The sequence below is a fragment of the Caulobacter sp. RHG1 genome, from assembly GCF_013181195.1.
Taxonomy (GTDB): Bacteria; Pseudomonadota; Alphaproteobacteria; order Caulobacterales; family Caulobacteraceae; genus Caulobacter.
In genome coordinates this window covers 316868-343304 of sequence record NZ_SMZP01000005.1, presented here as the reverse complement: position 1 = coordinate 343304, position 26437 = coordinate 316868, and the positions used below count along the sequence as shown (strand labels likewise).

General features: G+C 67.3%; 19 protein-coding genes. 13 read left to right on the top strand and 6 right to left on the bottom strand.

What is annotated here, in order from left to right; genetic code table 11:
- The first annotated feature begins 78 nt into the window (after positions 1-78).
- The 7 genes from E1H18_RS15965 to E1H18_RS15935 all read left to right on the top strand — a co-directional run bounded on the left by E1H18_RS15965 (position 79) and on the right by E1H18_RS15935 (position 12101).
- Positions 79-1401, top strand: a complete 1323-nt coding sequence (locus E1H18_RS15965) for an MFS transporter (RefSeq protein ID WP_172270140.1) — start codon at positions 79-81, stop codon at positions 1399-1401.
- Positions 1402-1492: 91 nt separating this feature from the next.
- A complete protein-coding gene (locus E1H18_RS15960) occupies positions 1493-4858 on the top strand; it encodes a glycosyltransferase (RefSeq protein WP_172270138.1) in 3366 nt (1121 codons plus the stop codon).
- A 294-nt stretch (positions 4859-5152) separates the two neighbouring features.
- Positions 5153-6352: an ADP-forming succinate--CoA ligase subunit beta gene (sucC, locus tag E1H18_RS15955; RefSeq protein WP_172270136.1), complete on the top strand. Its 1200-nt coding sequence runs from the start codon at positions 5153-5155 to the stop codon at positions 6350-6352.
- Positions 6353-7237: a succinate--CoA ligase subunit alpha gene (gene sucD, locus E1H18_RS15950; protein ID WP_172270134.1), complete on the top strand. Its 885-nt coding sequence runs from the start codon at positions 6353-6355 to the stop codon at positions 7235-7237.
- 174 nt (positions 7238-7411) lie between these two features.
- Complete coding sequence (locus tag E1H18_RS15945; protein WP_172270132.1) at positions 7412-10375, top strand: 2-oxoglutarate dehydrogenase E1 component; 2964 nt, start codon at positions 7412-7414, stop codon at positions 10373-10375.
- Positions 10376-10436: 61 nt separating this feature from the next.
- A complete protein-coding gene (odhB, locus tag E1H18_RS15940; RefSeq protein WP_172270130.1) occupies positions 10437-11660 on the top strand; it encodes a 2-oxoglutarate dehydrogenase complex dihydrolipoyllysine-residue succinyltransferase in 1224 nt (407 codons plus the stop codon).
- A 96-nt stretch (positions 11661-11756) separates the two neighbouring features.
- Positions 11757-12101 carry a DUF3088 family protein gene (locus tag E1H18_RS15935; RefSeq protein ID WP_172270128.1) on the top strand — a complete coding sequence of 115 codons (345 nt, stop codon included), beginning with the start codon at positions 11757-11759 and terminating at the stop codon, positions 12099-12101.
- Here the strand turns inward: E1H18_RS15935 and E1H18_RS15930 are convergent.
- The gene (locus tag E1H18_RS15930) at positions 12098-12778 is read right to left on the bottom strand and encodes an AcvB/VirJ family lysyl-phosphatidylglycerol hydrolase (RefSeq protein WP_172270126.1); all 681 of its coding nucleotides are present in this window, start codon (positions 12776-12778) and stop codon (positions 12098-12100) included. The two genes, E1H18_RS15935 and E1H18_RS15930, sit on opposite strands and share 4 nt — an antisense overlap.
- 226 nt (positions 12779-13004) lie before the next feature.
- Here E1H18_RS15930 and lpdA point away from each other — a divergent pair, with 226 nt between their 5' ends.
- Together lpdA and E1H18_RS15920 are read left to right on the top strand one after the other, a co-directional pair.
- Complete coding sequence (gene lpdA, locus E1H18_RS15925; protein ID WP_172270124.1) at positions 13005-14405, top strand: dihydrolipoyl dehydrogenase; 1401 nt, start codon at positions 13005-13007, stop codon at positions 14403-14405.
- 93 nt (positions 14406-14498) lie between these two features.
- The gene (locus E1H18_RS15920; protein ID WP_172270122.1) at positions 14499-14864 is read left to right on the top strand and encodes a hypothetical protein; all 366 of its coding nucleotides are present in this window, start codon (positions 14499-14501) and stop codon (positions 14862-14864) included.
- Between the two features lie 117 nt (positions 14865-14981).
- Here E1H18_RS15920 and E1H18_RS15915 read toward each other — a convergent pair whose 3' ends face one another.
- From E1H18_RS15915 to E1H18_RS15905, 3 genes are all read right to left on the bottom strand, one after another.
- Positions 14982-16994, bottom strand: a complete 2013-nt coding sequence (locus E1H18_RS15915) for a methyl-accepting chemotaxis protein (protein WP_172270120.1) — start codon at positions 16992-16994, stop codon at positions 14982-14984.
- 135 nt (positions 16995-17129) lie between these two features.
- The gene (locus tag E1H18_RS15910; RefSeq protein WP_172270118.1) at positions 17130-18044 is read right to left on the bottom strand and encodes a tyrosine-type recombinase/integrase; all 915 of its coding nucleotides are present in this window, start codon (positions 18042-18044) and stop codon (positions 17130-17132) included.
- The gene (locus E1H18_RS15905) at positions 18041-18721 is read right to left on the bottom strand and encodes a DUF484 family protein (protein ID WP_172270116.1); all 681 of its coding nucleotides are present in this window, start codon (positions 18719-18721) and stop codon (positions 18041-18043) included. The genes E1H18_RS15910 and E1H18_RS15905 overlap by 4 nt, the downstream gene beginning before the upstream one ends.
- A 125-nt stretch (positions 18722-18846) precedes the next feature.
- Between E1H18_RS15905 and E1H18_RS15900 the strand changes: the two genes are divergently transcribed.
- Positions 18847-21006 carry a primosomal protein N' gene (locus E1H18_RS15900; protein WP_172270114.1) on the top strand — a complete coding sequence of 720 codons (2160 nt, stop codon included), beginning with the start codon at positions 18847-18849 and terminating at the stop codon, positions 21004-21006.
- Here E1H18_RS15900 and E1H18_RS15895 read toward each other — a convergent pair whose 3' ends face one another.
- Positions 21007-22587, bottom strand: coding sequence for an MDR family MFS transporter (locus tag E1H18_RS15895; RefSeq protein ID WP_172270112.1), 1581 nt, complete (start codon positions 22585-22587; stop codon positions 21007-21009).
- 19 nt (positions 22588-22606) lie between these two features.
- On the bottom strand, positions 22607-23410 hold the full coding sequence (locus tag E1H18_RS15890; RefSeq protein WP_172270110.1) for a TerC family protein: 804 nt from the start codon (positions 23408-23410) through the stop codon (positions 22607-22609).
- Positions 23411-23536: 126 nt separating this feature from the next.
- On the opposite strand from E1H18_RS15890, the gene E1H18_RS15885 reads away from it, so the two are divergent.
- The 3 genes from E1H18_RS15885 (at position 23537) to E1H18_RS15875 (ending at position 26426) form a co-directional block, all read left to right on the top strand.
- A complete protein-coding gene (locus tag E1H18_RS15885; protein ID WP_172270108.1) occupies positions 23537-24634 on the top strand; it encodes an acyltransferase in 1098 nt (365 codons plus the stop codon).
- Positions 24635-24701: 67 nt separating this feature from the next.
- Positions 24702-25403, top strand: coding sequence for a CHAP domain-containing protein (locus E1H18_RS15880; RefSeq protein ID WP_172270106.1), 702 nt, complete (start codon positions 24702-24704; stop codon positions 25401-25403).
- 63 nt (positions 25404-25466) lie between these two features.
- Positions 25467-26426: a magnesium transporter CorA family protein gene (locus E1H18_RS15875; RefSeq protein ID WP_172270104.1), complete on the top strand. Its 960-nt coding sequence runs from the start codon at positions 25467-25469 to the stop codon at positions 26424-26426.
- Positions 26427-26437 lie beyond the last annotated feature (11 nt).

The following is a 26437-nucleotide window of genomic DNA, read 5'->3' as shown; positions in this document are numbered from 1 at the left end:
CGACTAAGCTGGGCGGGACTTGCTGCAACAGGTCCCGCCCTTTCTTTATGTAAGCGTCAGCGTAAACGGGGGCAGATGATGAGCGATCAACCGACTGAGACGGCGCCGGCCAAGAGCGGCTATCGCTACGTCGTGCTGGCGATGCTGATCATCGCCTACACCTTCAACTTCCTGGACCGGCAAATCCTGGGCATCCTGGCCAAGCCGATCAAGGACGAGTTCGGCCTGACCGACGCCCAGTTCGGCCTGATGGGCGGGCTGGCCTTCGCGTTGCTCTACACGACCCTGGCCATTCCGATCGCCTGGCTGGCCGACCGCTTCAGCCGCGTCTGGATCATGACCGCCGCCCTGACCCTGTGGAGCGGCTTCACCGCCATGTGCGGCCTGGTCGGCAGCTTCGGCCAGTTGTTTCTGGCCCGGATGGGCGTGGGCATCGGCGAGGCGGGCGGCGTGGCTCCCGCCTATTCGCTGATCGCCGACTACTTCCCCAAGCATCAGCGCGCCCGGGCCCTGGCGGCCTATGCCTTCGGCATCCCGCTGGGCACGGCGGCCGGCACCTTGGTCGGCGGCTTGCTGGCGGTGAACTACGGCTGGCGCACGGCCTTCATCGTCGTCGGCCTCTTGGGCGTTTTGCTGGCCCCGATCTTCCGTCTGGTCGTGCGCGATCCGCCGCGCGGCGGCGCCGATCGCGCGCCCGATGCGCCGCCGGTCGCGCCGGAGCCCGCCGCGCCGGTCGGCGAGGTATTCCGTCTGCTGGCGGCCAAGCCTAGCTTCTGGCTGCTGTCGTTGGGCGCGGCCTCGTCCTCAGTCTGCGGCTATGGCGTCGCGGCCTGGCTGCCGTCGTTCTTCATGCGCAGCCTGGGCCTCACCCTGGGACAGACCGCCTGGTACTATTCGGGCATCGCCTTCCTGGGTGGCATCGTCGGCATCTGGATGGGCGGCGCCGTCGCCGACCGCCTGGGCGCCAAGTCCAAGGCCGGCTATCCGCTGACGCCCGCCGTGGCCTTCCTGATCTCGGTGCCGTGCTTCCTGCTGGCCATGAACAGCGGATCGCTGGTCGGCGGCCTGGGCGGGACGGCGTCCCTGACCGTGGCCTTCCTGATCTTCCTGATCCCCACGGGCCTGAACCTTGCCTGGCTGGGACCGATCACCGCCGCCGTCCAGCACTTGGCGCCCGCGCCAATGCGGACCACGGCCTCGGCCCTGTTCCTGTTGATCAACAACCTCTTGGGGATCGCTGTCGGCATCTACTATTTCGGCGCCGTCTCGGATCTGCTGCGCCCGACCTTCGGCGAGGAGTCGCTGCGCTGGTCGATCTATACCGGCCTGGGCTTCTACCTGCTGGCGGCCCTGCTGTTCTTCCTGGCCTCGCGCCGCCTGGACAAGGACTGGGTGGAGTAGGGTGCGGCGAGACGTCGCTGAGCGCTAGCCATAAGCGCCACCGTTCGGTCATGATCGGGGATCAAGCGAAGCTCAAACCACGAGCGCCGTCATGAGCCCAGAAGACCGCCCCATCTTCCACGACCCGTCGGGCAAGCGCGAGCGGCGGGCCAAGTTGGTCCTGGGCGTCATCGCCTCGGTCGTCGCCGCCCTCGTGGCCGGCTTCGTCGCCACCCTGGCCTTCGCGCCGCGTCTGCCCGATGCGCCGCTGCGGGATCCGCGGGTCCTGACCGCCCTGCATCAGGAAACGCCGCACAAGAAGGCCAAGGCGGCCGAGGCTTGGCGACGCGTGCCCCGACCGAAGGCCGCGCCCAACGGGACGGCTGTGCGGCCGCTGTCGGTGGGCTTCTACGTCTCGTGGGACGAAGACAGCCGCGAGTCCCTGCGACGCAACATCGACAAGCTGGACGTGGTCTCGCCGCAGTGGGTGGCGATCGAGGGCAGCAAGGGCGATCTCAGCCTGGTCGACGACCCGCAAGGCGCGGCGCGGATCGCCGCCGCCGCCAACCATCCGGCGGTGCTGCCCCTGGTCCACAACTCGGCCAACGCCGCCTTCGACGGGCCGCTGGCTGACGCCCTGCTGGCCGACCCGTTGGCCCGCCGCAAGCTGATCGACAACCTGTCCGCCCTGGCCCAGCGCAAGGGCTACGGCGGCTATGTCTTCGACTTCGAGGCCCTGTCCGCCAAGGGGCTGGCGGCCTATCCGCAGTTCCTGGACGAGGCGCGCGCGGTCCTGAAGCCCGCCGGCCGCGAGGTCTGGGTCACCGCCCCGTTCGACGAGGAGGGCTGGCCGCTGAAGCGGCTGCAGCAGGCGTCCGACACTCTGGTGCTGATGGCCTACGACCAGCACTACGCCCTGGGTGATCCTGGCCCCAATGCCGGCCAGGACTGGTACGAGGCCGAACTGGAGAAACGCTTCTCCAGCCTGGATCCGTCTCGCACGATCATGGCCCTGGGCGCCTATGGCTACGACTGGACGCTGAACAAGGATGGCAGTCACGCCTCGGGGGCGCCGGCGACCTTCCACGAGGCCATGCGCAACGCCCAGGATTCGGGCGCCAAGATCCGGATGGACGACGACGCCCTCAATCCGACCTACGGCTACACCGACGACAACGGCGACGATCACGTTGTCTGGTTCCTGGACGCGGTCACCCTGTTCAACCAGGTCAAGGTCACCGACGCCTGGAAGCCGCGCGGCTACGCCCTGTGGCGGATGGGCATGGAGGATCCCGACGTCTGGTCGCTGCTGGGCAAGCCTTATGGCCAGGCCTCGGCGGCGGGCTTGACGGCGCTGGCCAACGGGCAGGGGGTCGACTTCGACGGCGGCGGCGAGGTGCTACGGGTCGCCCAGCTGCCGACGCCCGGCAAGCGCACCCTGGAGTTCGACCCCGACACCGGCCTCGTTTCCGGCGAGACCTATGACGCCATCCCCAGCGGTTACGTCATCGATCGCTACGGCCAGAAGAAGGGCGTCGTGGCCCTGACCTTCGACGACGGCCCCGATCCGCGCTGGACGCCCAAGATCCTGGATATCCTGAAGGCCAAGCAGGCGCCGGCGACCTTCTTCGTCATCGGCCAGAACATGCAGAAGCATCCCGAGCTGGTGATGCGCGAGGTCCGAGAGGGCCACGACGTCGGCGGCCACAGCTGGACCCATCCCAATATCGGCGAGACGCCGCTGCCGCAGGTGCAGGTCGAGCTGAACGCCACCCAGCGCCTGTTCGAGGTGCTGACGGGCCGCTCGATGCGCCTGTTCCGGCCGCCGTTCTTCGGCGACGCCGAGCCCTCGACCCCGCGTGAGGTGGCGCCGCTCGTGATCGCCCAGACCCTGGGCTACATGACCGTGGGCCTGCGCATCGACCCCGACGACTGGCAGAAGCCGACGCCGCACCAGATCATCGACCGTACCCTGGACCGCCTGGACAATCCGGGCGACCGGCCGGGGCAGGTGGTGCTGCTGCACGATGCTGGCGGAGACCGCAGCCGGACGATCGCGGCGCTGCCGGGGCTGATCGACCAGATCCGCGCCCGCGGCTATCGGCTGGTCACGGTCGGCGATCTGGCCGGCATGACCCCTCAGCAGGTGATGCCGCCGACCTCGCGCACCGCCGTGGACCTGGCGCTGGACCGCCTGGGCTTCGACTTCTTCCGCTGGACCCAGGCGGCGATGACCTTCCTATTCATCACCGCGATCTTCCTCGGCGTCGCGCGGCTGGTGTTCCTGGCCAGCCTGGCCCTGGTCCACCGCTTCTGGACCCACGAGGAACCGGCCGACTTGGACGGCGCCGACGGTCCGCTGGTCAGCGTGCTGATCCCCTGCTTCAACGAGGAGAAGGTGATCGCCGCCTCGATCGCGCGGATCCTGGAGAGCGACTGGAAGAACCTGGAGGTGCTGGTCTTGGATGACGGCTCCAAGGACCGCACGGCCGACGAGGTGCGCGACCACTTTGCCGATGATCCGCGCGTGACGCTGCTGAGCTTCGAGAACGGCGGCAAGGCGAGAGCGGTCAACAAGGGTCTGGCCGTGGCGCGGGGCGAGTATGTGGTGGCCCTGGACGCCGACACCCTGTTCCCGCCCGAGACCATCGGCCGCCTGGCCCGCTGGTTCCAGGATCCGGACGTCGGGGCGGTGGCGGGCAACGCCATCGTCGGCAATCGCCTGAACATCGTCACCCGCTGGCAGGCCCTGGAATATGTCACCGCCCAGAACCTGGAACGCCGCGCGCTGTCGGCCCTGGGCGCGGTCACCGTGGTGCCGGGGGCGGTGGGCGCGTGGCGCAAGAGCGTGCTCGACGCCCTGGGCGGCTATCCGTCCGACACCCTGGCTGAGGATCAGGACCTGACCATCGCTTGCCAGCGCGCCGGCTGGAAGGTGGCCTTCGACCCCGAGGCCCGCGCCTATACCGAGGCGCCCGACACCGTCGGCGGTCTTCTCAAGCAGCGCTTTCGCTGGTCGTTCGGTACGCTGCAGTGCGTTTGGAAGCACCGCCGGGCGATGTTCAGCACGAAGACCCCGGTCCTGGGCTTCGTGGCGCTGCCGCAGATCTGGCTGTTCCAGATCATCCTGGCCGTGGCCGCGCCGCTGGTCGACCTGGCGGTGGTCTGGAGCCTGATCGCGGGTCTGTATGGCGCGATCGCCCATCCGGTGGAGTGGCGGCCCGACGACATGCTGCTGGGTTTGGCCTACTGGGCGATCTTCATCGCGGTGGACCTCTCGGCCGGCGCTCTGGGCATGGCGTTGGAGAAGCGCGCGCCGTGGTCGGACCTGCCGTTCCTGCCCGTCCAGCGGTTCGGCTATCGCCAGCTGATGTACTATGTCGTGGTCAAGTCGGTGGTCATGGCCATTCGCGGCGGCCGGGTCGGCTGGGGCAAGCTTGAGCGGCGCGCGACGGTATCGGTGACCCCCGACGGCTGAGGCGCCAGTGTCCGGGTATCAGCAAATCTGATCCGTCAGCTGTTTCCCGGATCCGACAACGGCTGATCCAGCCCATTTTTTGGCGCTGTCGGAGGTCGATTTTGTGACCGGTAACAGTAGGCGCGCCCAGCGCACGCTTGTGCCCAGGGCGTGCAGGCCGGCGCGGGGAATGTCCTTTCGGCCAGAAGAAGCCCGCAAGGCCTCACCTTATCGCCTTCGTGCGGTTGCGCCTGAGAAACAGCGCTCCTATAACCCGGCCACATTTCAGAAAGCCGTCGTCGAGACCGGGCCCTCATGAACATTCACGAACATCAAGCCAAAGCCGTACTCGCCGAGTTCGGCGCCCCCGTGCCGCGCGGCTTTGCCGCCTTCACGCCGGACGAAGCCGCCGCCGCCGCTGAAAAGCTGGGCACGTCGGTCTTCGTCGTGAAGAGCCAGATCCACGCCGGTGGCCGTGGCAAGGGCAAGTTCGAGGGCCTGGGCCCCGACGCCAAGGGCGGCGTGCGCGTCGTCAAGTCGGTCGAGGAAGTCCGCACCAACGCCGAGGAAATGCTCGGCCGCGTGCTGGTGACCCACCAGACCGGCCCCAAGGGCAAGCAGGTGAACCGCCTCTACATCGAGGAAGGCGCCGCGATCGCCAAGGAATTCTACCTGTCGCTGCTGGTTGACCGCGCCTCGAGCAAGGTCTCGGTGGTCGCTTCGACCGAAGGCGGCATGGACATCGAGGACGTCGCCCACTCGACGCCCGAGAAGATCCACACCTTCACCATCGACCCGGCGACCGGCGTGTGGCCGACCCACACCCGCGCCCTGGCCAACGCCCTGGGCCTGACCGGCGGTCTGGCCAAGGAAGCCGCCTCGCTGCTGAACCAGCTGTATACGGCGTTCATGGCCAAGGACATGGCCATGCTGGAAATCAACCCGCTGATCGTGACCGCGGATGATCACCTGAAGGTTCTCGACGCCAAGCTGTCGTTCGACGGCAACTCGCTGTTCCGTCACCCGGACATCAAGGAACTGCGCGACGAGAGCGAAGAAGACCCCAAGGAAATCGAAGCCTCGAAGTACGACCTGGCCTATATCGCCCTCGACGGCGAAATCGGCTGCATGGTCAACGGCGCGGGCCTGGCCATGGCCACCATGGACATCATCAAGCTGTACGGCGCCGAGCCGGCCAACTTCCTGGATGTCGGCGGCGGCGCGTCGAAGGAGAAGGTCACCGCGGCCTTCAAGATCATCACCGCCGATCCGGCCGTGAAGGGCATCCTGGTCAACATCTTCGGCGGCATCATGCGCTGCGACATCATCGCGGAAGGCGTCATCGCCGCCGTGAAGGAAGTCGGTCTCCAAGTTCCGCTGGTCGTCCGTCTGGAAGGCACCAACGTCGAACTCGGCAAGAAAATCATCTCGGAAAGCGGCCTGAACGTCATCGCCGCCAACGATCTGTCTGACGGCGCCGAGAAGATCGTCGCTGCTGTGAAGGGCGCCCGCTAAATGTCGGTTCTGATCGGTTCGCAAACCAAGGTCATCTGCCAGGGCATCACCGGCGCCCAAGGCACCTTCCACTCGGAACAGGCCATCGCCTACGGCACCAAGATGGTCGGCGGCGTCACGCCCGGTAAGGGCGGCCAGACCCACATCGGCCTGCCGGTGTTCAACACCGTCGCCGAAGCCAAGGACCGCACCGGCGCCGACGCCTCGGTTATCTACGTCCCGCCGCCCTTCGCGGCCGACTCGATCCTGGAAGCCATCGACGCGGAAATCCCGCTGATCATCTGCATCACCGAAGGCATCCCGGTGCTGGACATGGTCAAGGTGAAGAAGGCTCTGGCCGGCTCGCGCTCGCGCCTGATCGGCCCGAACTGCCCCGGCGTCCTGACGCCGAACCAGTGCAAGATCGGCATCATGCCGGGCGGCATCTTCTCGGAAGGCTCGGTCGGCGTCGTGTCGCGTTCGGGCACCCTGACGTACGAAGCCGTGTTCCAGACGACCAACGCGGGCCTCGGCCAGACGACGGCTGTCGGCATCGGCGGCGACCCGGTCAAGGGCACCGAGTTCATCGACGTGCTGGAACTGTTCCTGGCCGACGAAGCCACCAAGTCGATCGTCATGATCGGTGAAATCGGCGGCTCGGCCGAAGAAGAAGCGGCGCAGTTCCTGAAGGACGAAGCCAAGCGCGGTCGCAAGAAGCCCATGGTCGGCTTCATCGCTGGCCGTACGGCTCCTCCCGGTCGTCACATGGGCCACGCCGGCGCCATCGTGTCGGGCGGCAAGGGCGGCGCTGAGGACAAGATCGCGGCGATGGAAGAAGCGGGCATCCGCGTCTCGCCTTCGCCGGCCAAGCTGGGCGAGACCCTGCTGGAAGTGCTCAAAGGCTAAACTAACACCGAAACCCCGCCCCGCGCGGGGCCCAGGTTTTTTGCGACCGCCAGTCGACGATCCGAAAAAATCACCTGGGCCCCGCCTATCGACGGGCGCCCGGGCGATTGAGAGACTATATTTACGGGCTTGCGGTAGCGCTCCCGTAAGCAAGCGGATCTAAGGCGAACAACAATGGCGGACGACGCAGGCATCCTCAACCAGGTCTTGACCGAGACCAGCTTCCTTTACGGGGCCAATGCGGCCTTCGTGGAAGACCTCTACGCCCAGTGGGCGGAGAGCCCCGGATCGGTCGATCCCTCGTGGAACGCCTTCTTCTCGACCCTCGCCGAGCAGACCGACCAGGTTAAGCGCGCCGCGCAGGACCCGGCCTGGACCCCCAAGAAGGTGCCGAGCGCCCGTCCCGACTGGCTGTCGGCCCTGGACGGCCAATGGGCCAGCGTTGCTCCCGCCGTCGAAGCCAAGATCGCCAAAGCTGTCGAGGGCAAGGCCCCGGGCGCTTCGGCCGAAGCCGTCCGCGCCGCCACGTTGGACAGCCTGCGCGCCATCATGATGATCCGGGCCTACCGGATGCGCGGTCACCTGGCCGCCAACCTCGACCCGCTGGGCCTTGATCCGCCCAAGGACGCCAGCGAGCTGGATCCGGCCACCTACGGCTTCGCCGAGGCCGACTACGACCGTCCGATCTTCCTGGACTTCGTGCTGGGTCTGGAGACCGCCACGATCCGCGAGATCCTGACGATCCTGCGCCGCACCTACTGCGGCAATGTCGGCGTCCAGTACATGCACATCTCCGACCCGGCCGAGAAGGCCTGGCTGCAGGAGCGCATCGAAGGTCGCGACAAGGAGATCGTGTTCTCCAAGGAGGGCAAGGTCGCCATCCTGAAGAAGCTGATCGAGACCGAAGGCTTCGAGAAGTTCCTGCACAAGCGCTTCCCCGGCACCAAGCGTTTCGGCCTGGACGGCGGCGAATCCATGGTCCCGGCCATGGAGCAGATCATCAAGCGCGGCGGCGCGCTGGGCGTGAAGGACATCGTCCTGGGCATGCCGCACCGTGGCCGCCTGAACGTGCTGGCCGCGGTGATGGGCAAGCCCTACCACGTCATCTTCCACGAGTTCCAGGGCGGCTCGTCGGTCCCCTCGGACGTCGAGGGTTCGGGCGACGTGAAGTATCACATGGGCGCCTCGTCGGACCGTGAGTTCGACGACAACAAGGTCCACCTGTCGCTGACCGCCAACCCGTCGCACCTGGAAATCGTCAACCCGGTCGTGATCGGCAAGGCCCGGGCCAAGCAGGCCTTCACCCTGCGCGAACAGCCGGACGCCGGCCGCGGCCACGTGCTGCCGCTGCTGCTGCACGGCGATGCGGCCTTCGCGGGCCAGGGCGTGGTGGCTGAGTGCTTCACCCTGTCGGGCCTGAAGGGCTACCGCACGGGCGGCACCATCCACTTCATCGTCAACAACCAGATCGGCTTCACGACCAGCCCGCGTTACTCGCGCTCGTCGCCATACCCCAGCGACATGGCGCTGATGGTCGAGGCCCCGATCTTCCACGTGAACGGCGACGACCCCGAAGCTGTCGTCTTCGCGGCCAAGGTCGCGACCGAATATCGCCAGATGTTCGGCAAGGACGTGGTCATCGACATGGTCTGCTATCGCCGCTTCGGCCACAACGAAGGCGATGATCCGACCATGACCTCGCCGGTCATGTACGCCAAGATCAAGGGCCACCCGCCGACGCGTGAACTCTACGCCAATCGCCTGATGGGCGAAGGCGTGATCAGCCAGGCCGAGTCGGATAGCTGGGTCACCGAGTTCGAGACCTTCCTCGACAAGGAATTCGACGCCGGCAAGAGCTACAAGGCCAACAAGGCCGACTGGCTGGACGGCAAGTGGGCCGGCCTGACCCTGCCGGGCGACGAAGATCGCCGCGGCAAGACGGCCTTCCCGCTGACCCGCCTGCAGGAACTGGGTCGTCAGATCACGACGATCCCGGAACGGATCAACGCCCACAAGACCGTGCGCCGCGCGATCGAGAACCGTCGCGACGCGTTCGCCAAGGGTGAAGGCATCGACTGGGGCGCGGCCGAACACCTGGCCTTCGCCACCCTGCTCGACGAGGGCCTGCCGGTCCGCCTGTCGGGTCAGGACTCGGTGCGCGGCACGTTCACCCAACGCCACTCGGACGTCATCGATCAGACGACCGAAGAGCACTACACGATGCTCAACAACATCCGTCCCGGTCAGGCCAACTACGAAGTCATCGACTCGGCCCTGTCGGAAGAGGCGGTTCTGGGCTTCGAATACGGCTTCTCGCTGGCCGACCCGAACACCCTGACCCTGTGGGAAGGCCAGTTCGGCGACTTCGTGAACGGCGCCCAGGTGGTCATCGACCAGTTCATCAGCTCGGGCGAACGCAAGTGGCTGCGGATGAGCGGTCTCGTGATGCTCCTGCCGCACGGCTATGAAGGCCAGGGCCCCGAGCACAGCTCGGCGCGCCTCGAGCGCTTCCTGCAGTCGTGTGCGGAAGACAACATGCAGGTCGTCAACTGCACGACGCCGGCCAATTACTTCCACGCCCTGCGTCGCCAGATGCACCGCGAGTTCCGCAAGCCGCTGATCGTGATGGCCCCCAAGAGCCTGCTGCGCCACAAGCGCGCCGTCTCGAACATCGCCGACTTCGCCGAGGGCTCGACCTTCCACCGCGTGATGGTGGACGGCGCCGAGGCCGGTTGCGACGTCGGCGGGATCACGCTGAAGAGCGACGATCAGATCAAGCGCGTCATCGTCTGCTCGGGCAAGGTCTACTTCGACCTGGTCGATCACCGCGCCAAGACCGGCCGCGACGACATCTATCTGCTGCGTCTGGAGCAGTTCTATCCGTGGCCGATGAAGTCGCTGATGAACGTGCTGGGCCGCTTCAAGAACGCCGACCTGGTCTGGTGCCAGGAAGAGCCCAAGAACATGGGCGGCTGGACCTTCGTCGATCCGTGGATGGAGCTGACGCTGGACAAGCTGGACATCAAGGCCAAGCGCGCCCGCTATGTCGGTCGTCCGGCCTCGGCCTCGACGGCCGCGGGCCTGATGAGCCGCCACCTGAAAGAACTCGAGACCTTCCTGAACGAGGCGTTCGCGTAAGCGGACTCCTCGGACAGACCTGAAACCCGCCGGACCGAACAAGAGAGACCTGGAAAGCCCCATGGCCGACATCAATACGCCCGCCCTCGGCGAGTCCGTCACCGAAGCGACGGTCGCCCGCTGGACCAAGAAGGTCGGGGAAGCCGTGAAGAAGGACGAGATCCTCGTCGAGCTGGAAACCGACAAGGTTTCGCTGGAAGTGGCCTCGCCCGCCGACGGCGTGCTCTCGGCCATCGGCGCCGAGGAAGGCGCGACGGTCGTTCCGGGCACGGTCCTGGGTATCGTGACCGAAGGCGCGACCGCCTCGGCCGCTCCGGCCGCCGCCGCGCCGAAGGCTGCTGAAGCCCCGAAGGCCGCGCCGGCTCCCGCCGCTGCTCCGGCCCCGGTCGCCGCTGCTGCGCCGTCGGCCGCTCCGGTCAGCCCGGCTCCGGCCCGCGTCGCCGCCGAGAACAACCTCGACCTGTCGAAGGTCGCGGGCACCGGCAAGGACGGCCGCGTGACCAAGGGCGACGCCCTGGCCGCTCTGGAAGCCCGCGCCAACGCCCCGGCTCCGGCCCCGACCGCTTCGGCTCCGCGCGCCCTGCACGAGCGCGAAGAGCGCGTGAAGATGACGCGCCTGCGTCAGACGATCGCCCGTCGCCTGAAGGAAGCCCAGAACACCGCCGCCATGCTGACGACCTTCAACGAGGTCGACATGACCGCGGTGATGGCCCTGCGCGCTCAGTACAAGGACGTCTTTGAAAAGCGCCACGGCGTGAAGCTCGGCTTCATGTCGTTCTTCACCAAGGCCGTCGTGGCTGCGCTGAAGGCGATCCCGGACGTCAACGCCGAGATCGACGGCACCGACGTCGTCTACAAGAACCACTACGACATCGGCGTCGCCGTCGGCACCGACAAGGGCCTGGTGGTTCCGGTTGTCCGTGACGCCGACACCCTGAACCTGGCCGAGATCGAAAAGACCATCGGCGACCTCGGCAAGAAGGCCCGCAGCGGCGGCCTGGCCATCGAGGACATGCAGGGCGGCACCTTCACGATCACCAACGGCGGCATCTATGGCTCGCTGATGTCGACCCCGATCCTGAACGCGCCGCAGTCGGGCATCCTGGGCATGCACGCGATCAAGGAACGCGCCATGGTCGTCAACGGCAAGATCGAGATCCGCCCGATGATGTACCTGGCCCTGTCGTACGACCACCGCGTCGTCGACGGCGCGGGCGCCGTGACCTTCCTGGTGAAGGTCAAGGAAGCCCTGGAAGATCCGCAGCGCCTGCTGCTGGACCTCTAAGCGACCACGAGAAGCCCGCCCTCACAGGCGGGCTTCTTCGTATCCGGCCCCGGTGTTACCGCCGGGGCCGTTTGCTTTTCTGGAAGGATGCGCGCGATGGCCAAGGACACGCTCTACCTGCTGAACCCCTTCTTCGAGAAGGAAGGCCAAGGCCGCTTCTGCCCCGACTGCGCGATGATGGAAGGCTATCTGGCGACCTATCCGCACCTGCGTGAGGCGCTGGACATCGTCTATGTCGACTATGCCCGTCCGCGCGCGCCCCTGGTCGAGCGCCTGGGCGAGGAGCATCAGAACGCTCCGACCCTGATCCTGGCGCAGGCTGCTCCCGACGCCGGCCCGCATGGCGAAATCCAGTCCGCCAACGGTCTCAGCTTCCTCTCGGACGCCCGCCCGATCACCCGCTGGCTGGCGGCGCGCTACGAGCTGGCCGCGCCGCTCTAGCGGCTGGCGGTCAGCACCGCCGCGCCCAGGGCCGAGTAGTCGTGATCGAAGTGGTGGTCGCCCGACAGGCGAACCTTGGCCACCCGGGCGTCGGGCAGGGTGGGGCAGATGTCGTGCTTTTCCTTGTCGCCATAGACGCAGGTGATCTTCAGCCCTTGCAGCGCCGCGATCGCCGGAGCGACCGGGAAGGCGTCGGAGGCGGCGATGTCCAGCCAGCTGACCGGATGGAACTGCAGGTCGCCCATGGGGCCGGTCCCGATCAGCACCAGGCGGTCGACATGGGCGCGCAGATCGGCCGGCAGGTGCGGAATGATCGCCGGCAAGGCGTCGGCTCCGAACGAATAGCCGATCAGCGCCACCTTCGAGCGTCCCCACTGCTGCTCGTAGCGGCGCAGGGCCGTCGCCAGGTCGGCGGCCGCGGTCTCCGGCGAGCGTCGGACATGGAAGTAGTTCAGGGAGTCGACGCCGATTGTCGGCACGCCGTTGTCGGCCAAGTGGCGCGCCACCTTCTGGTCGAGGGCCCGCCAGCCGCCGTCGCCGGAATAGAGCACCGCCAGGGTGTCGCCGGCCGTCCGGGCCGCGAACGGGATCTCGACGTCGGCCGGCGCGGGGGCGGCCGCTCCGGCGGTGAGCAGCAGGACGGCGACGGCGGCGATCAGCGGGTTGCGCAGGCTCATGACCGTATGACGTCGCCGAGATGTGGCGCTCTCCGGGCCATCGCCGGCGACGGATTGTCGCGCCGGCCATTTCCCTTGATTTTCAAGGCCGGAGCCGTGGAAAAGGGTTCCGTTTTCACGCTGGCGCCTCTAAGGAACTCGTGCCTCCAGAGGTCTGACAATAAGGCCGGCGAGGCCCCATATTTGTCCGGCGCCGCTTTCGGCGCGTCCTCTAGGCGGTAGACCCATGGCTCAGTACGACGTCGTCATCATCGGTGGTGGTCCCGGTGGCTACAACGCGGCTATCCGCGCCGGCCAGCTGGGTCTGAAGACCGCGATCGTCGAAGGCCGCGGCAAGCTGGGCGGCACCTGCCTGAACGTCGGCTGCATGCCCTCGAAGGCCCTGCTGCACGCCTCGGAATACTATGAAGCGGCCGCCGGCGGCGAGTTCGCCAAGCTGGGCATCGAGGTCAAGCCGAAGCTGAACCTGCCCCAGATGATGGCCCAGAAGGCCGAGAGCGTCGAAGCCCTGACCAAGGGCGTCGAGTTCCTGATGAAGAAGAACAAGGTCGAGTACGTGAAGGGCTGGGGCCGCATCGACGGCGCCGGCAAGGTCGTGGTCAAGGCCGAAGACGGCTCGGAAAAGACCCTCGAGACCAAGAACATCGTCATCGCCACCGGCTCGGAGCCGACCCCGCTGCCGGGCGTGACGATCGACAACAGCCGCATCATCGACTCGACCGGCGCCCTGTCGCTGCCGGAAGTGCCCAAGTCGCTGGTCGTGGTCGGCGCCGGCGTCATCGGCCTGGAGCTGGGCTCGGTCTGGAAGCGCCTGGGCGCCGAAGTCACCGTTGTCGAATATCTGGACCGCATCCTCCCGGGCACCGACCTGGAAGTGGCCAACGCCTTCCAGAAGATCCTGACCAAGCAGGGCTTCAAGTTCCAGCTGGGCGCCAAGGTCACGGGCGCGGAAGCCGGCGCCAAGGGCGTGAAGCTGACGCATGAGCCGGTCGCCGGCGGCGACGCCGTGACGATCGAGGCCGACTACGTGCTGGTCGCCATCGGCCGCCGTCCGTTCACCCAAGGCCTGGGCCTGGAATCGGTCGGCATCACGCCCGACAAGCGTGGCGTCATCGCCAACGACCACTACAAGACCGGCGTCGACGGTGTGTGGGTGATCGGCGACGTGACCTCGGGTCCGATGCTGGCGCACAAGGCCGAGGACGAGGCCGTGGCCTGCATCGAGCTGATCGCGGGCAAGGCCGGTCACATGAACTACGACATCATTCCGGGCGTCATCTACACCAAGCCGGAAGTCGCCACGGTCGGCAAGACCGAGGAAGACCTGAAGGCCGCGGGCGTCGCCTACAAGGTCGGCAAGTTCCCGTTCCTGGCCAACAGCCGCGCCAAGATCAACCACGAGGGCGATGGCTTCGTGAAGATCCTGGCTGACGCCAAGACCGACCGCATCCTGGGCGCCCACGCCGTGGGCCCGAACGTCGGCGACATGATCGCCGAAGTTTGCGTGGCCATGGAGTTCGGCGGCGCGTCGGAAGACATCGCCCGCACCTGCCACCCGCACCCCACCCGCTCGGAAGCCATCCGTCAGGCGGCTATGGGCGTCGAAGGCTGGACGATGCAGGCCTAAGGGCCTGGGGCGGGGAGAACCTGCCCAAAATTTAATATCCACGTTCGATCAATCGGACGTAGAGTGGCGGGGTTTCGGGAACGGAGCCCCGCCATGCTTTTGTCTGCATTGACCTTCGCCGCGATGCTGCAAGCCGCGCCATTGGTCGAGATCCCGCCAGCGCCGCTCGTCCAGCTTCCCCCGCCGCGCATCGCCAAGCCGACGCGAGGCGCCAGGCAGCTCGCGGCTTGGCAAGAGCGGATGGATCGGCTCGCCAAGTGTAACCGGTTCGGTCTGCAGCAGGCCCAAGGCGCGCCATCCGAACCCGCCGCTTCGCTCGAAGCCTTGGCCCGCGGCTCGTCCGCCAAGACCAACAGGTTGGGCGAGATGCCTGTCGCCCACGGCGAACGGGCCGTGATGCGTACGGTCGATGGCTGCCCGGTCTCCACGCCGGTCGTGCAGGTCCGTCCAACCTTCTAAAGGCGGTCTTCAGCCGCGTAGCCTGAACGAAAAAGGCCTCGCCCTAGAGGAGGCGAGGCCCAGATCGTCGAGGGGAGAAAACGCCCGCCGCTCAGCGGGCGCTACGCGTACTGAAAATCAGAATTCTTCCCAGTCGTCCGAGACCGGCTGAGCCGAGCTCTTCTGGGCGAAGCTGGCGAGCTTGGCCTGGGCCGCGGCGACCGGGTTCAGACCCGGGCGGCTGGCGGCGGTGGCCGGAGCCACGGCCGGACGGGCGACCGGGGCCGAAGCGCGCGGGGCCGGCGGCGGCGCAGATGGGCGCGAGGTGGTGCGACCGCCACCGCTGGCGGCGATGGCGTTGGACGCGCCGCCGACGCGGAAGCGACCGATCATCTGCAGCAGGCCGGTGGCCTCGCTCTTCAGCGAATGGCTGGCGGCGGTCGACTGCTCGACCATGGCGGCGTTCTGCTGGACGGTCTGGTCCATCTGGTTGACCGCGGCGTTGACCTGGTTGAGGCCAGTGGCCTGCTCCTGGCCCGAGGCGGCGATTTCCGACACGAGGGCGTCGATCTCGCTGACCTTGCTGACGATGGCCTGCAGGGCCTCGCCGGTCTGACCGACCATGCTGACGCCTTGATTGACCTGCTGCGACGAGGTCGAGATCAGGGTCTTGATCTCCTTGGCGGCGTCGGCCGAGCGCTGCGCCAGGGCGCGCACTTCCTGAGCGACGACGGCGAAGCCGCGGCCGGCTTCACCCGCACGGGCGGCCTCGACGCCGGCGTTCAGGGCCAGCAGGTTGGTCTGGAAGGCGATCTCGTCGATGACGCCGATGATCTGGCTGATCGACTGCGACGACTTTTCGATCTGGTTCATGGCGTCGACGGCGTTGCGGACCACGACGCTGGAGCGTTCGGCGTCCGAACGGGTCGAGCCGACCACGCGCGAGGCTTCCTGGGCGCCGGCCGACGAACGCTTCACCGTGGCGGTGATCTCGTCCAGGGCGGCGGCGGTTTCTTCCAGGCTGGCGGCCTGCTGTTCGCTGCGGCGCGACAGGTCGTCGGCGGCCGAGGCGATCTCGTCCGAACCGGCGCCGATGCCGTTGGCGGCGTGGACGATGGTGCCCATCGCCTCTTCCAGGCGGCTGATGGCGCCGTTGAAGTCGTCCTGCAGGCGCTTGTAGGCGGGCGGGAACTGGGCGTCGACGCGGAAGGTCAAGTCGCCTTCGGCCAGATGGTTCAGGCCCGAGGCGATGGCTTCCATCACGAAGGCTTGTTCCTTGGCGGCGGCGTCGGCGGCGTCCTGGTTGCGGCGGCGCTCGGCGTCGGCCTCGGCGCTGGCGCGCTGTTGGGCGGCTTCGGCGGTGCGCAGGGCCAGGGCGTTGTCCTTGAACACCTGGACCGAGCGGGCCATGGCGCCGACCTCGTCCTTGCGCTCGGCGCCCTTCACTTCGACGTCGACCGAACCCTGGGCCAGGATTTCCATGGTCTTGGCGGTGCCGGCCAGCGGCGCGCCGATCTTCTTCGAGCCGATCCACAGCGCGAACATCATGGCCAGACCAGCCGAGATCACGCCGAACACCGTGGCCAGTATGGTGCCCATATCGGCCTCCTTCGAGGCCTTGGCGACCATCGCCTTGGTCTCGGCGGTGTGGCTTTCGATGAAGGCGTTGACGTCCTTGGTCAGACTGGTGATGTCGGGATCGATGCCGACCATCATCATCTTGGCCGCGTCGTTCATGTCCTGCATGCCCATGTCCGCGCCGTTGCGGGCGTCGGCGTAGATCTTGTCCAGACGCGAGGCGAAGCCGGCCACCGTCTTGGCGGTCGAGGGGTCCGCGGCCTTGACGGCGGCCAGACGCTCCTTGGCTTCCTTGTAGGCGGCGTCCAGTTCGCTGCTGGCGGCCTTGCTCTGCTCCGAACCGCCCTCGTAGGACATGGTGCGATAGACGGCGTAGCCGATGGTGGCGACCCGGCGGTTGAAGCGGGCGGCGTCCAGCTCTGCTGGAGCGCGTTGCTCGACGAGAACCTTGGTGCTGGCCTCGACGCGCTTGGACTGGATCGCGCCCATGGCGACGATCACCAGGGCGACCACGGTCAGGACGATGGCCGGCAGGGCCACCTTGGTCGAAATCTTCAGGTCGTCGAACTTCATCGGAGCCTCACGCGGGCGAACGCTGCCCGACGCGGGACGCACGCTCATTTTGAGTAGAAGGCGCACAACCGTGTAAAATCAGGGTTAAAGCGCAGCCTTAATGACAAGTGTACGGAGGTCTTTCTTGGCCTCGGCTCAGGCCTTGGGATGGGCGGCCTGATAGGCGGCCAGCAAGCCCGCCGCATCGACCTGGGTGTAACGCTGGGTGGTCGACAGCGAGGCGTGACCCAGCAGGTCCTGGATCGCCCGCAGATCCGCCCCCGCGCCCAGTAGATGGGTGGCGAAGGCGTGGCGGAAGGCGTGCGGCGTCACCCGGTCCGACAGGCCCAGGCGACCGCGCAGGTTCTGCACCAGGCCTTGGACGTGACGTGGCGACAACGGCCCGCCGCGCTTGGCGCGGAACAGCGGCTCGTCGGTGCTCAGCACGAACGGCAGTTCGTTCAGATAGACGTCCATCGCCTCGCGCACGGCGTCCAGCACCGGCACGATCCGAGTCTTGCCGCCCTTGCCAATGATGCGCAGCGACTGGCCCAGCGGGATTGCGCTCCAGGTCAGTGACAGCGCTTCGCTAATCCGCAGGCCGCAGCCCCAGAGCAGGGTCAGCACGGCTTCGTCGCGAGCGGTCTCCCAGGGATCGCGTTCTGTGTCGCCGGCCGCCTCGGCCAGCAGGTCGCGGGCCTGATCCTCGGACACGGGACGCGGCAGACCGACCTTGAGGCGTGGGCCGCGCACCAAGCCGACGGCGGCGTTGGCCACGCCATGGCGCTGGTCGAGATAGCGATGGAAGGCGCGGATCGACGACAGGGCCTGGGCGACCGAACGCGGGGCCAGGGCGTCTTCACCCTGCCGGCGGAAGGCCAGGTAGCCGCGCAGGTCGGCGGCGGTGATTTCGCCCATCGCCGACAGGCCGAGGCTTTCGCCTCGGTGCCGCTCCAGGAAGTTCAGATAGGCCAGAACGTTGTCGCCATAGGCCCGCACCGTGCGCGGCGAGGCCCGGCGCTCCAGCGTCAGGTAGTCCAGCCAGGCGGTCCAGGCCTGGCGAGCGCTCACAGGACGGGCCAGCGTTCGGCGGTGCGCTCTACGACGCGGGCGAGGAAATTGACCAGTTCGGTGCCCATATCGGGCGCGAAGCCTTCCGGATCGGTGGAGGCGAAGGCGATCAGGGCTTCGCGGCGCGGTTCCCAGATGGCCATGCGAACCAGGGCCATGCTGCGGATGGTTTCTGCCCGCTCGCCGAACAACGGCAGGGCGGGGGCGAAGAAGCCCATCCGGGCGATGGGCGCGTCGCCCAGGATCATGTCGACCTGGCCTTCGGCCAAGGCATGCCACCCGGCGGGCACGCGGTTGGGGCCTTCCAGGGCCATGACCCCGGCGGCCAGGCCGAAGCGCAGCATGGCCATGTCGTCGACGCGGCGGGCGAGGTCCGAGTGGTTGCGGGCGTCCAGCAGGTCGATGACCGCGGCATGGGTCTGGGCCTGGGCCGAATAGTTGGCGCGGGCGTTGTCCTCGATGGCCTGGCGGACGCTGGCCTCGCGGCGGTGGGCGGCGGCGGCCTTGGCCAGGGCGGCGGGACCGAAGTCGATGACATTGCCGCCGTCGACCTTCAGGCCCAGCTCGTCCAGCAGGCTTTCGTCGCGCAGCAGGAAGCCGGGATCGATGCGCAGGAAATCGCGCACGCTGTCCGGATCGACGGTCGCCTTCAAGGCTGCACCAGTCGCGTCGCTCATCGTCTGCCCCACCGTTCGTAAACTGACGACCCTGATGAAGCCGCATCTCGGTTAACGCCGGCTTGACGATCTACACTGTGGCGCCTCTCGACCTGGGGATGGTTTGGCGGCAAAAGCATCCGGCCATGTCCCGTATCGCTTCCGTCCTGCTGCCGATGCCGTTGCCGGAGGCCTTCGACTACGCCGAGCCTGAAGGGCTGGAGCTAGCCGTCGGCGACCATGTCGCCGTGCCGCTGGGGCCGCGGGTGATTCGCGGGGTGGTCATGGCCCTGCGCGACGGGACGGGCGGCAATCGACCGCTGAAGGTCATCCAGGGCCGGGTCGACGACCCGCCGCTGCCGCCGGGCGTGCTGGCCTTCGTCGAATGGGCGGCGCGCTATTCGGTCGACCTGCCGGGTTTCCCGCTCGCCATGGCCCTGCGCGGCCTGCGCCACCCGCCGCCCAAGCCCGACAAGGTGTTGGTCCTGACCGGAACCCAGCCGGCCCGCGTGACGCCGGCCAGACTGAAGGTGCTGGCCGCCGCCGAGGGCGTGGCTCTGTCCAGCGCGGCCCTGGCCTCGGCGGCGGGCGTTTCGGCCGGGGTCGTGAAGGGCCTGGTCGACGAGGGCGTGCTGGCGGTCGATTTCGTCGAGCCCGATCGCGGCCTGCCGCAGCCGGACCTGTCCCTGCCGCCACGCGACCTCAACCCCGGACAGGCCGCCTGCGTCGAGGTCATGAAAGAGATGCTGGGCGCCGGCGGCTTCCAGGCCGCGCTGCTAGACGGCGTCACCGGCTCGGGCAAGACCGAGGTCTATCTGGAGGCGGTCGCCGCCGCTCTGCAGGACCCCGAGGCCCAGGTGCTGATCCTGTTGCCCGAGATCGCCCTGACCCAGGCGGTGCTGGCGCGCTTCGAGCAACGGTTCGCGGCGCGACCGGCCGAGTGGCATTCGGGCGTTTCCCCGCCACGCCGCCGGCAGGTGTGGGAGACCGTGGCCAGCGGCAACGCCCGCATCGTGGTCGGCGCGCGTTCGGCCCTGTTCCTGCCCTTCAAGAAGTTGCGTCTCATCGTGGTCGACGAGGAGCACGACAGCTCGTTCAAGCAGGAAGAGGGCTTTATCTACCAAGCCCGCGATCTGGCCGTGGCGCGGGCCAAGATCGAGGGGGCATCCGTGCTGCTGGCCTCGGCGACGCCGTCGCTGGAGAGTCTGTTCAACGCCCAGGCCGGTCGTTACCGCTGGCTGCGACTGTCGGCCCGCCACGGCGCGGCGCAACTGCCGGACATCGGCCTGGTGGACATGCGCGAGACGCCGCCCGAGCCTGGTCGCTGGTTGTCGCCGCCGCTGATCAAGGCCATGGCCGTGACCCTGCATCGCGGCGAGCAGGCCATGCTGTTCCTGAACCGCCGGGGCTATGCGCCGCTCGTTCTGTGCAAGGCCTGCGGCGAGAAGATGAAGTCGCCCGACAGCGACAGCTGGCTGGTCGAGCACCGCTATACCGGCCGTCTGGTCTGTCACCTGACGGGCTTCTCGATGAAGAAGCCCGAGGCCTGCCCGCACTGCGGGGCCAAGGACTCGCTGGTGTCGATCGGTCCCGGCGTCGAGCGGGTCGAGGAGGAGGCGCGATACCTGTTCCCCGATGCGCGGGTGGCGGTGTTCTCGTCCGATACGGTGATGGACGCCGAGGCGGCCAAGGCGCTGGTGGCGACCATGGTCGCGGGCGAGATCGATATCCTGGTGGCCACCCAGGCCGCCGCCAAGGGGCACAACTTCCCGAACCTGACCCTGGTGGGGGTGGTCGACGCCGACCTGTCCTTGCGGGGGGGCGACCTGCGCGCCGGGGAGCGGACCTTCCAGCTGCTGGCCCAGGCGGCTGGCCGCGCTGGGCGTCACGAGAAGCCAGGACGGGCGCTGCTGCAGACCTACTCGCCCGATCACGCGGTGATGCAGGCCTTGAAGGCCCAGGACCGTGACGCCTTCATCGAGGCCGAGATGGGCATGCGCCAGGACGCCGGCTTGCCGCCGTTCGGCCGGCTGGCGGCGGTGATCGCCTCGGGCCCCGACGGCGCGGCGCTGGAGGCCTATGTCGAGGCCTTGGCGGCCGTGATTCCCAATGCGGAGGGCGTCGAGGTGTTCGGTCCCGCCGACGCCCCGCTGGCCACGGTGCGCGGCCGCCGCCGCAAGCGGTTCCTGGTCCGCGCCGAGCGTAATGTCGACCTGCAAGGCTTCATGGCCGCCTGGCGGGCGCGGGCCAAGGTTCCGAACTCGGTGCGGGTGGTGATCGACATCGACCCGTACAGCTTCCTCTAGCTAGTTCGTCGGTTCGGCCTTTTCGAGCACCGGCGCGCCGGCTGCCGGCTGGCGCGACTTCAGCGGTAGGGCGGGGATCATCAGGATGGCGACGAGGCCCGCGGCGACCACGAACACCGCCGCGACCATCACGCCGCTGACCGCGTGGATCAGCGCCGCCTGCAGGGCTGGACCGGCCTGAGCCGAGCCGCCTTCGGCCGCCGCCTTGATCGCCATGCCCTCCAGCGCCCCCAGGTTCAGGCCGCCGGGCAGACCGGCCAGGCGCGCGGTCAGCAGGGCCCCGGCCAGGGCGGCCCCAACGGTCGAGCCGATCTGGCGGAAGAACTGGTTGGAGCTCGTCGCCACCCCTAAGTCGCGCGGGTCGACGGCGTTCTGGGTGGCGATGTTGAACAGGCTCTGGCCTGGACCCAGGCCCAAGCCCACGAAGGCCAACAGCAGAGCCAGATGCCCGAGGTGGCCGATCTTCGACAGGTCGTGCAGCAGAAACACCGCCACCAACAGCACGCTGGCGCCGGTGATCATGTAGGGCTTGTACCGGCCGGTCCTGGTGACCAGCTGGCCGGCGATGGTGCTGCCCGCGATCAGGCCGGCCATCAGCGGCAGCATGGCCATGCCGCTCAAGGTCGCCGACACGCCGCGCCCCAGTTGCAGATACAGCGGCAGGAACATCACCACGCCCATGAAGGCCATGGAGATCAGGAAGCCGGCCAGGTTGGCGGTGACGAACACCCGGTTGCGGAAGAGGTGCATCGGCACGATCGGGTTGGAGACCTTGGTCTCGACGATCACGAACGTGATGAGGGCGGCGATCGAGAGGCCAAACAGGCCCAGGCTCTGCGGCGACGTCCAGGCGAAGTCGTGGCCCGCCAGGCTGAGCGCCAGGAGCAGCGGCACGAAGGCTGCGATCAGCAGGGCTGCGCCCAGGAAGTCGATGCGGCCGGCCCGGCGGTGCTCCAGCTTGGGCATCTTCACGATGACCATGAACAGCGAGAGCAAGGAGAGGGGCAGGTTGACGTAGAACACCCAGCGCCAGCCGGCGACCGTGTGGGTCCCGATCTGCACCGTGCCGTGGTCGGTGAAATAGCCGCCGATGATCGGGCCCAGCACGCTGGCCAGGCCGAACACCGAGCCGAAGATCCCGGCGAACTTGCCCCGTTCGCGCGGCGGATAGAGGTCGGCGATAATGGCGAAGGCCGTGGTGAACAGCGCCCCGCCGCCGATCCCCTGCAGGGCGCGGAAGACGATCAGCTGCACCATGCCGGGCACGCCCAGCACGGTTCCGAACTCGCCCGACAGGCCCGACAGCCAGGAGCCCGCGAGAAAGATCGAGATGCCGACGATCAGCACCGGCTTGCGGCCGAAGATGTCGCCCAGCTTGCCCCAGATCGGCACCATCACCGTCGAGCTGAGCAGATAGGCCGTGGTCACCCACGAATAGAGGTTCAGCCCGTTCAGCTCGGAGATGATCCGCGGCATGGCCGTGGAGACGATCGTCTGGTCCAGCGCGCTGAGCAGGAAGACGATCATGAGCGCCGCCAGGGTCAGGCGGCGCTCTGCATCGGTGAAGGTCTGGGTCGTCATTCCTGAACTTGGGCTCGACCTATTCGTCGTGCTTTTCGGCGAGCTTCTTCGCGTTCCGCTTGCGCGCCATCATGTTCAGTCCCTCGACCCCGCCCGAGAAGGCCATGGCCGTATAGATGTAGCCCTTGGGCACGTGGGCGCCGAAGCCCTCGGCGATCAGCACGGTGCCGATCATCAGCAGGAAGCCCAGGGCCAGCATGACCACGGTCGGGTTGTTGTTGATGAAGTTGGCCAGCGGGTCGGCGGCCAGCAGCATCACGGTGACGGCGATGATCACGGCGATGATCATGATCGGCAGGTGATCGGTCATGCCGACGGCGGTCAGGATCGAGTCGATCGAGAACACCAGGTCCAGCAGGATGATCTGGAAGATGGCCGCGCCGACGTTGGAGATGACGACCGTGGCCTTGTCCTTCTCCAGGACGTCATCGCTGACGCCCGGGTCGACCGTGTGGTGGATCTCCTTGGTCGCCTTCCAGATCAGGAAGACGCCGCCGGCGATCAGGATCAGGTCGCGCCACGAGAAGGCGGTCTCGAAGCCGGGTTCGCCATGCGAACCGACGGGGCCGGCGATGCCCAGGTCGAAGACCGGTGCGGTCAGGCCGACGATGAAGGCGATGGTCGACAGCAGGACGAGGCGCATGATCAGCGCCAGCGAGATGCCGATGCGGCGCACGCGCTGGCGGTGCTCGGGCGGCAGCTTGTTCGACAGGATCGAGATGAAGACCAGGTTGTCGATCCCCAGCACCACCTCCATCACCACGAGGGTGACCAGGGCGGCCCAGGCCGCGGGGTCTGCGGCCAGTTGAAGGAGTTCGTTCATCGGTCCTCTCTAAGGATAGTCCGGATAAGCCGTATCAGCCCACGACCGGAGTCCTGGGCGAGATAGGCCACCAAAGCCGGTCTTTCTACCGTGGGGGAGGGAAGGGCTGCTGTCGAGGATGTCGTGATGCCGGACGCCGCCCACATCAAGTCGCTGACCGCCTTGCGGTTCTTCGCCGCCTTCTGGGTCGTGATGTTCCACTATTGGCCCAACCTGGCCGTGGGTTTCACGCCGGTCGCCGCCACCAAGGGGTATCTGGGCGTCGAGGCCTTCTTCGTCCTATCCGGCTTCATACTTTGTCACGTTTATCTCAGTGGTTTCGGCGAGGGCCGGTTCCGCTACGGCGACTTCCTGTGGAACCGCCTGGCGCGGGTGTATCCGCTGCATCTGGTCACCCTGCTGGGCGTCGGGTTGATGGCGGTCGCGGCCACGGTCGCGGGCATGGCCATCGACGCCAACATCCTGGCTTGGAAGGCCCTGCCGGCCAATCTGCTGCTGGTCCATGCCTGGGGTTTCGCCCCCGTGTCGGGCTGGAACCACGCCTCGTGGTCGATCTCGGCCGAATGGTTCGCCTATCTGACCTTCCCCGCCTTCGCCTTCGCCGCCTGGAAGCTGCGGGCGCGACCGGTGGCGGCGGTGCTGGGCGCGCTGGCGGTGATCGCCGTGCTGTATCCGGCTTTCCAGGCCCTGGCCGGTTTCTCGCTGACCGAGGCGACCATTCAGTGGGGCGCGCTGCGGATCGTGCCGTGCTTCGCCTATGGCTGCGCCCTTCATGCGTTGTGGCGTTCGGACCGATTCCCAAGCCGACTCAGCGGCTACGGCGCCGCTTTCCTGGGCATGGCCACGCTTGCGGCTGTGCAGTTCGGGTCCCCAGATCCGGTCATTGTGATGCTTTTGGGGGGGCTTATTTTCATGCTCGCAAGCCTCGCCAAGACCGGTTTCGAGTTTGCTGGACAGTCAGTCTTCGTCTATCTCGGCGAGATCAGCTACTCGACCTACATGATCTGCATCCCGTGGAAGATTCTCGGGATCAATGCAGCGGCCAAGCTATTGGGTATCGAGGGCGACAAGTTGCCGCTTCTGGTCTGGATCGTGATTGTGGCAGCGCTTATCCCGCTCTCCGCAATCTCCTACCACATCATAGAAAATCCGTGCCGAGAGCGGATGAAGACCTGGGCCTCCGGGTGGAAACAGCGCCGCTTGGCCCTCGCAGGTGCGGCATAAACACTCTTTTCACCAGTCGCTGGCAGGGTTATCCCTTAACCCAGTGACGCGGGGGAGTACCCACAGCATGACGAAACGGACGAGGGCCCTGCTGGGTTCCCTGGCCGCTGCCGCCATGATCAGCTTCGCGCCGGTGACGGCGAGCGCTGACGGCTATTGGCAGTGCGTGCCCTTCGCGCGACTCATGTCGGGCATCCAGATCTTCGGCGACGCCCGGACGTGGTGGTCGCAGGCCGCCGGCAAGTACGACACCGGCGCGGTTCCGAAAATCGGCTCCGTTCTCTCGTTCAAGCCCACCGCCCGCATGAACCTTGGCCACGTGGCCTTCGTGAGCCAGGTGCTCACCGACCGGGTCATCCAGGTGACCCACGCCAACTGGTCGATCATCGAAGGCGATCGCGGCCAGATCGAAAAGGACGTCACCGTCGTCGACGTCTCGCCCAACGGCGACTGGTCGCAGGTCAAGGTCTGGTACGATCCGATCCGCGACCTCGGCACCAGCGTCTATCCTACCAACGGCTTCATCTATCAGGACGCCCAGGCGACCAAGATCGCCGTCGCGACCAGCAAGATCGCCATGGCCCAGAACGCCGTGGTCTCTGCCGCCAAGCAGGCCGCCAACCAAGTCGCTGCTTCGGTTCGCGCTTCGCCGCTGGACATCATTGGCCAAGCCGCCGACTCGACCGACCGCATCGCGGCTCTGCTCGAGGCCGCTGGCGGTGGCGGTTCGTCGTCCAACGACACCAGCAAGCAGAACGCCCCCCGCTAATCGGGAGCGCGTTGACGCCAGGCTCTGGCCGGGGCACACCCGGCCGGTAGCTAGGACGCGACCATGCTGAGAATCCTCCGTCACGGCGCGCCAGGCTTCGAGTCCGGCGGTGAGACGCCCGACTGGCGCGTGCCCGGCGACACGGTCTGGATCGAACTGGTCAATCCCACACGCTCTGAAGAGGTCGCGGTCGAGCAGTCGATCGGCCTGTTGCTGCCCACCCGCGAAGAGATGGCCGAGATCGAGGCCTCCTCGCGCCTCTACCAGGAAGACGGCGGCACGTTCATGACCGCCACGGTGCTGGTCAACGCCGACGGCGACCTGCCGACCGCCGCGCCGGTGACGTTCGTGCTGGCGGGCAATCGGCTGATCACCATCCGCTATGTTGAGCCCAAGTCGTTCTCGGTGTTCGCCGCTCAAGCCGAGCGCCAGCCCAGCCTGTGTCCCAACGGCCTGCAGACGTTCCTGGGTCTGCTGGACGCCATCGTCGACCGCACTGCCGACATCCTCGAGCGCACCGCCGCCGAGGTCGAGGTGCAGTCGCGCGCCATCTTCAGCCGCCCGCGCGGCGCGGCCTTCGAGCTGATCCTCAACAAGCTGGGCCGGGCGCAGAACGTCAATTCCAAGGCCCGCGACAGCCTGGTCAGCCTGGCGCGTCTGATCAGCTTCGCGGCCCTGGCCGAGCAGTTCGATGGCGAGAAGGACCTGCGCGATCACCTGAAATCGCTGCAGCGTGACGTCCAATCGATCACCGACCATTCCAGCTACCTGGCCGGCAACATCACCTTCCTGCTGGATGCGGCCCTGGGCCTGATCAACATCGAGCAGAACGCCATCTTCAAGGTGTTCTCGGTGTTCTCGGTGATCTTCCTGCCGCCGACCCTGATCGCGGGGATCTACGGCATGAACTTCGAGCACATGCCCGAGCTGCGCTGGATCGAGGGCTATCCGATGGCCGTGGCGATGATGATCATGGCCGCTGGCGCTCCCATCCTGTGGTTCAAGAAGAAGGGCTGGCTGTAGGTCGTTGCGAC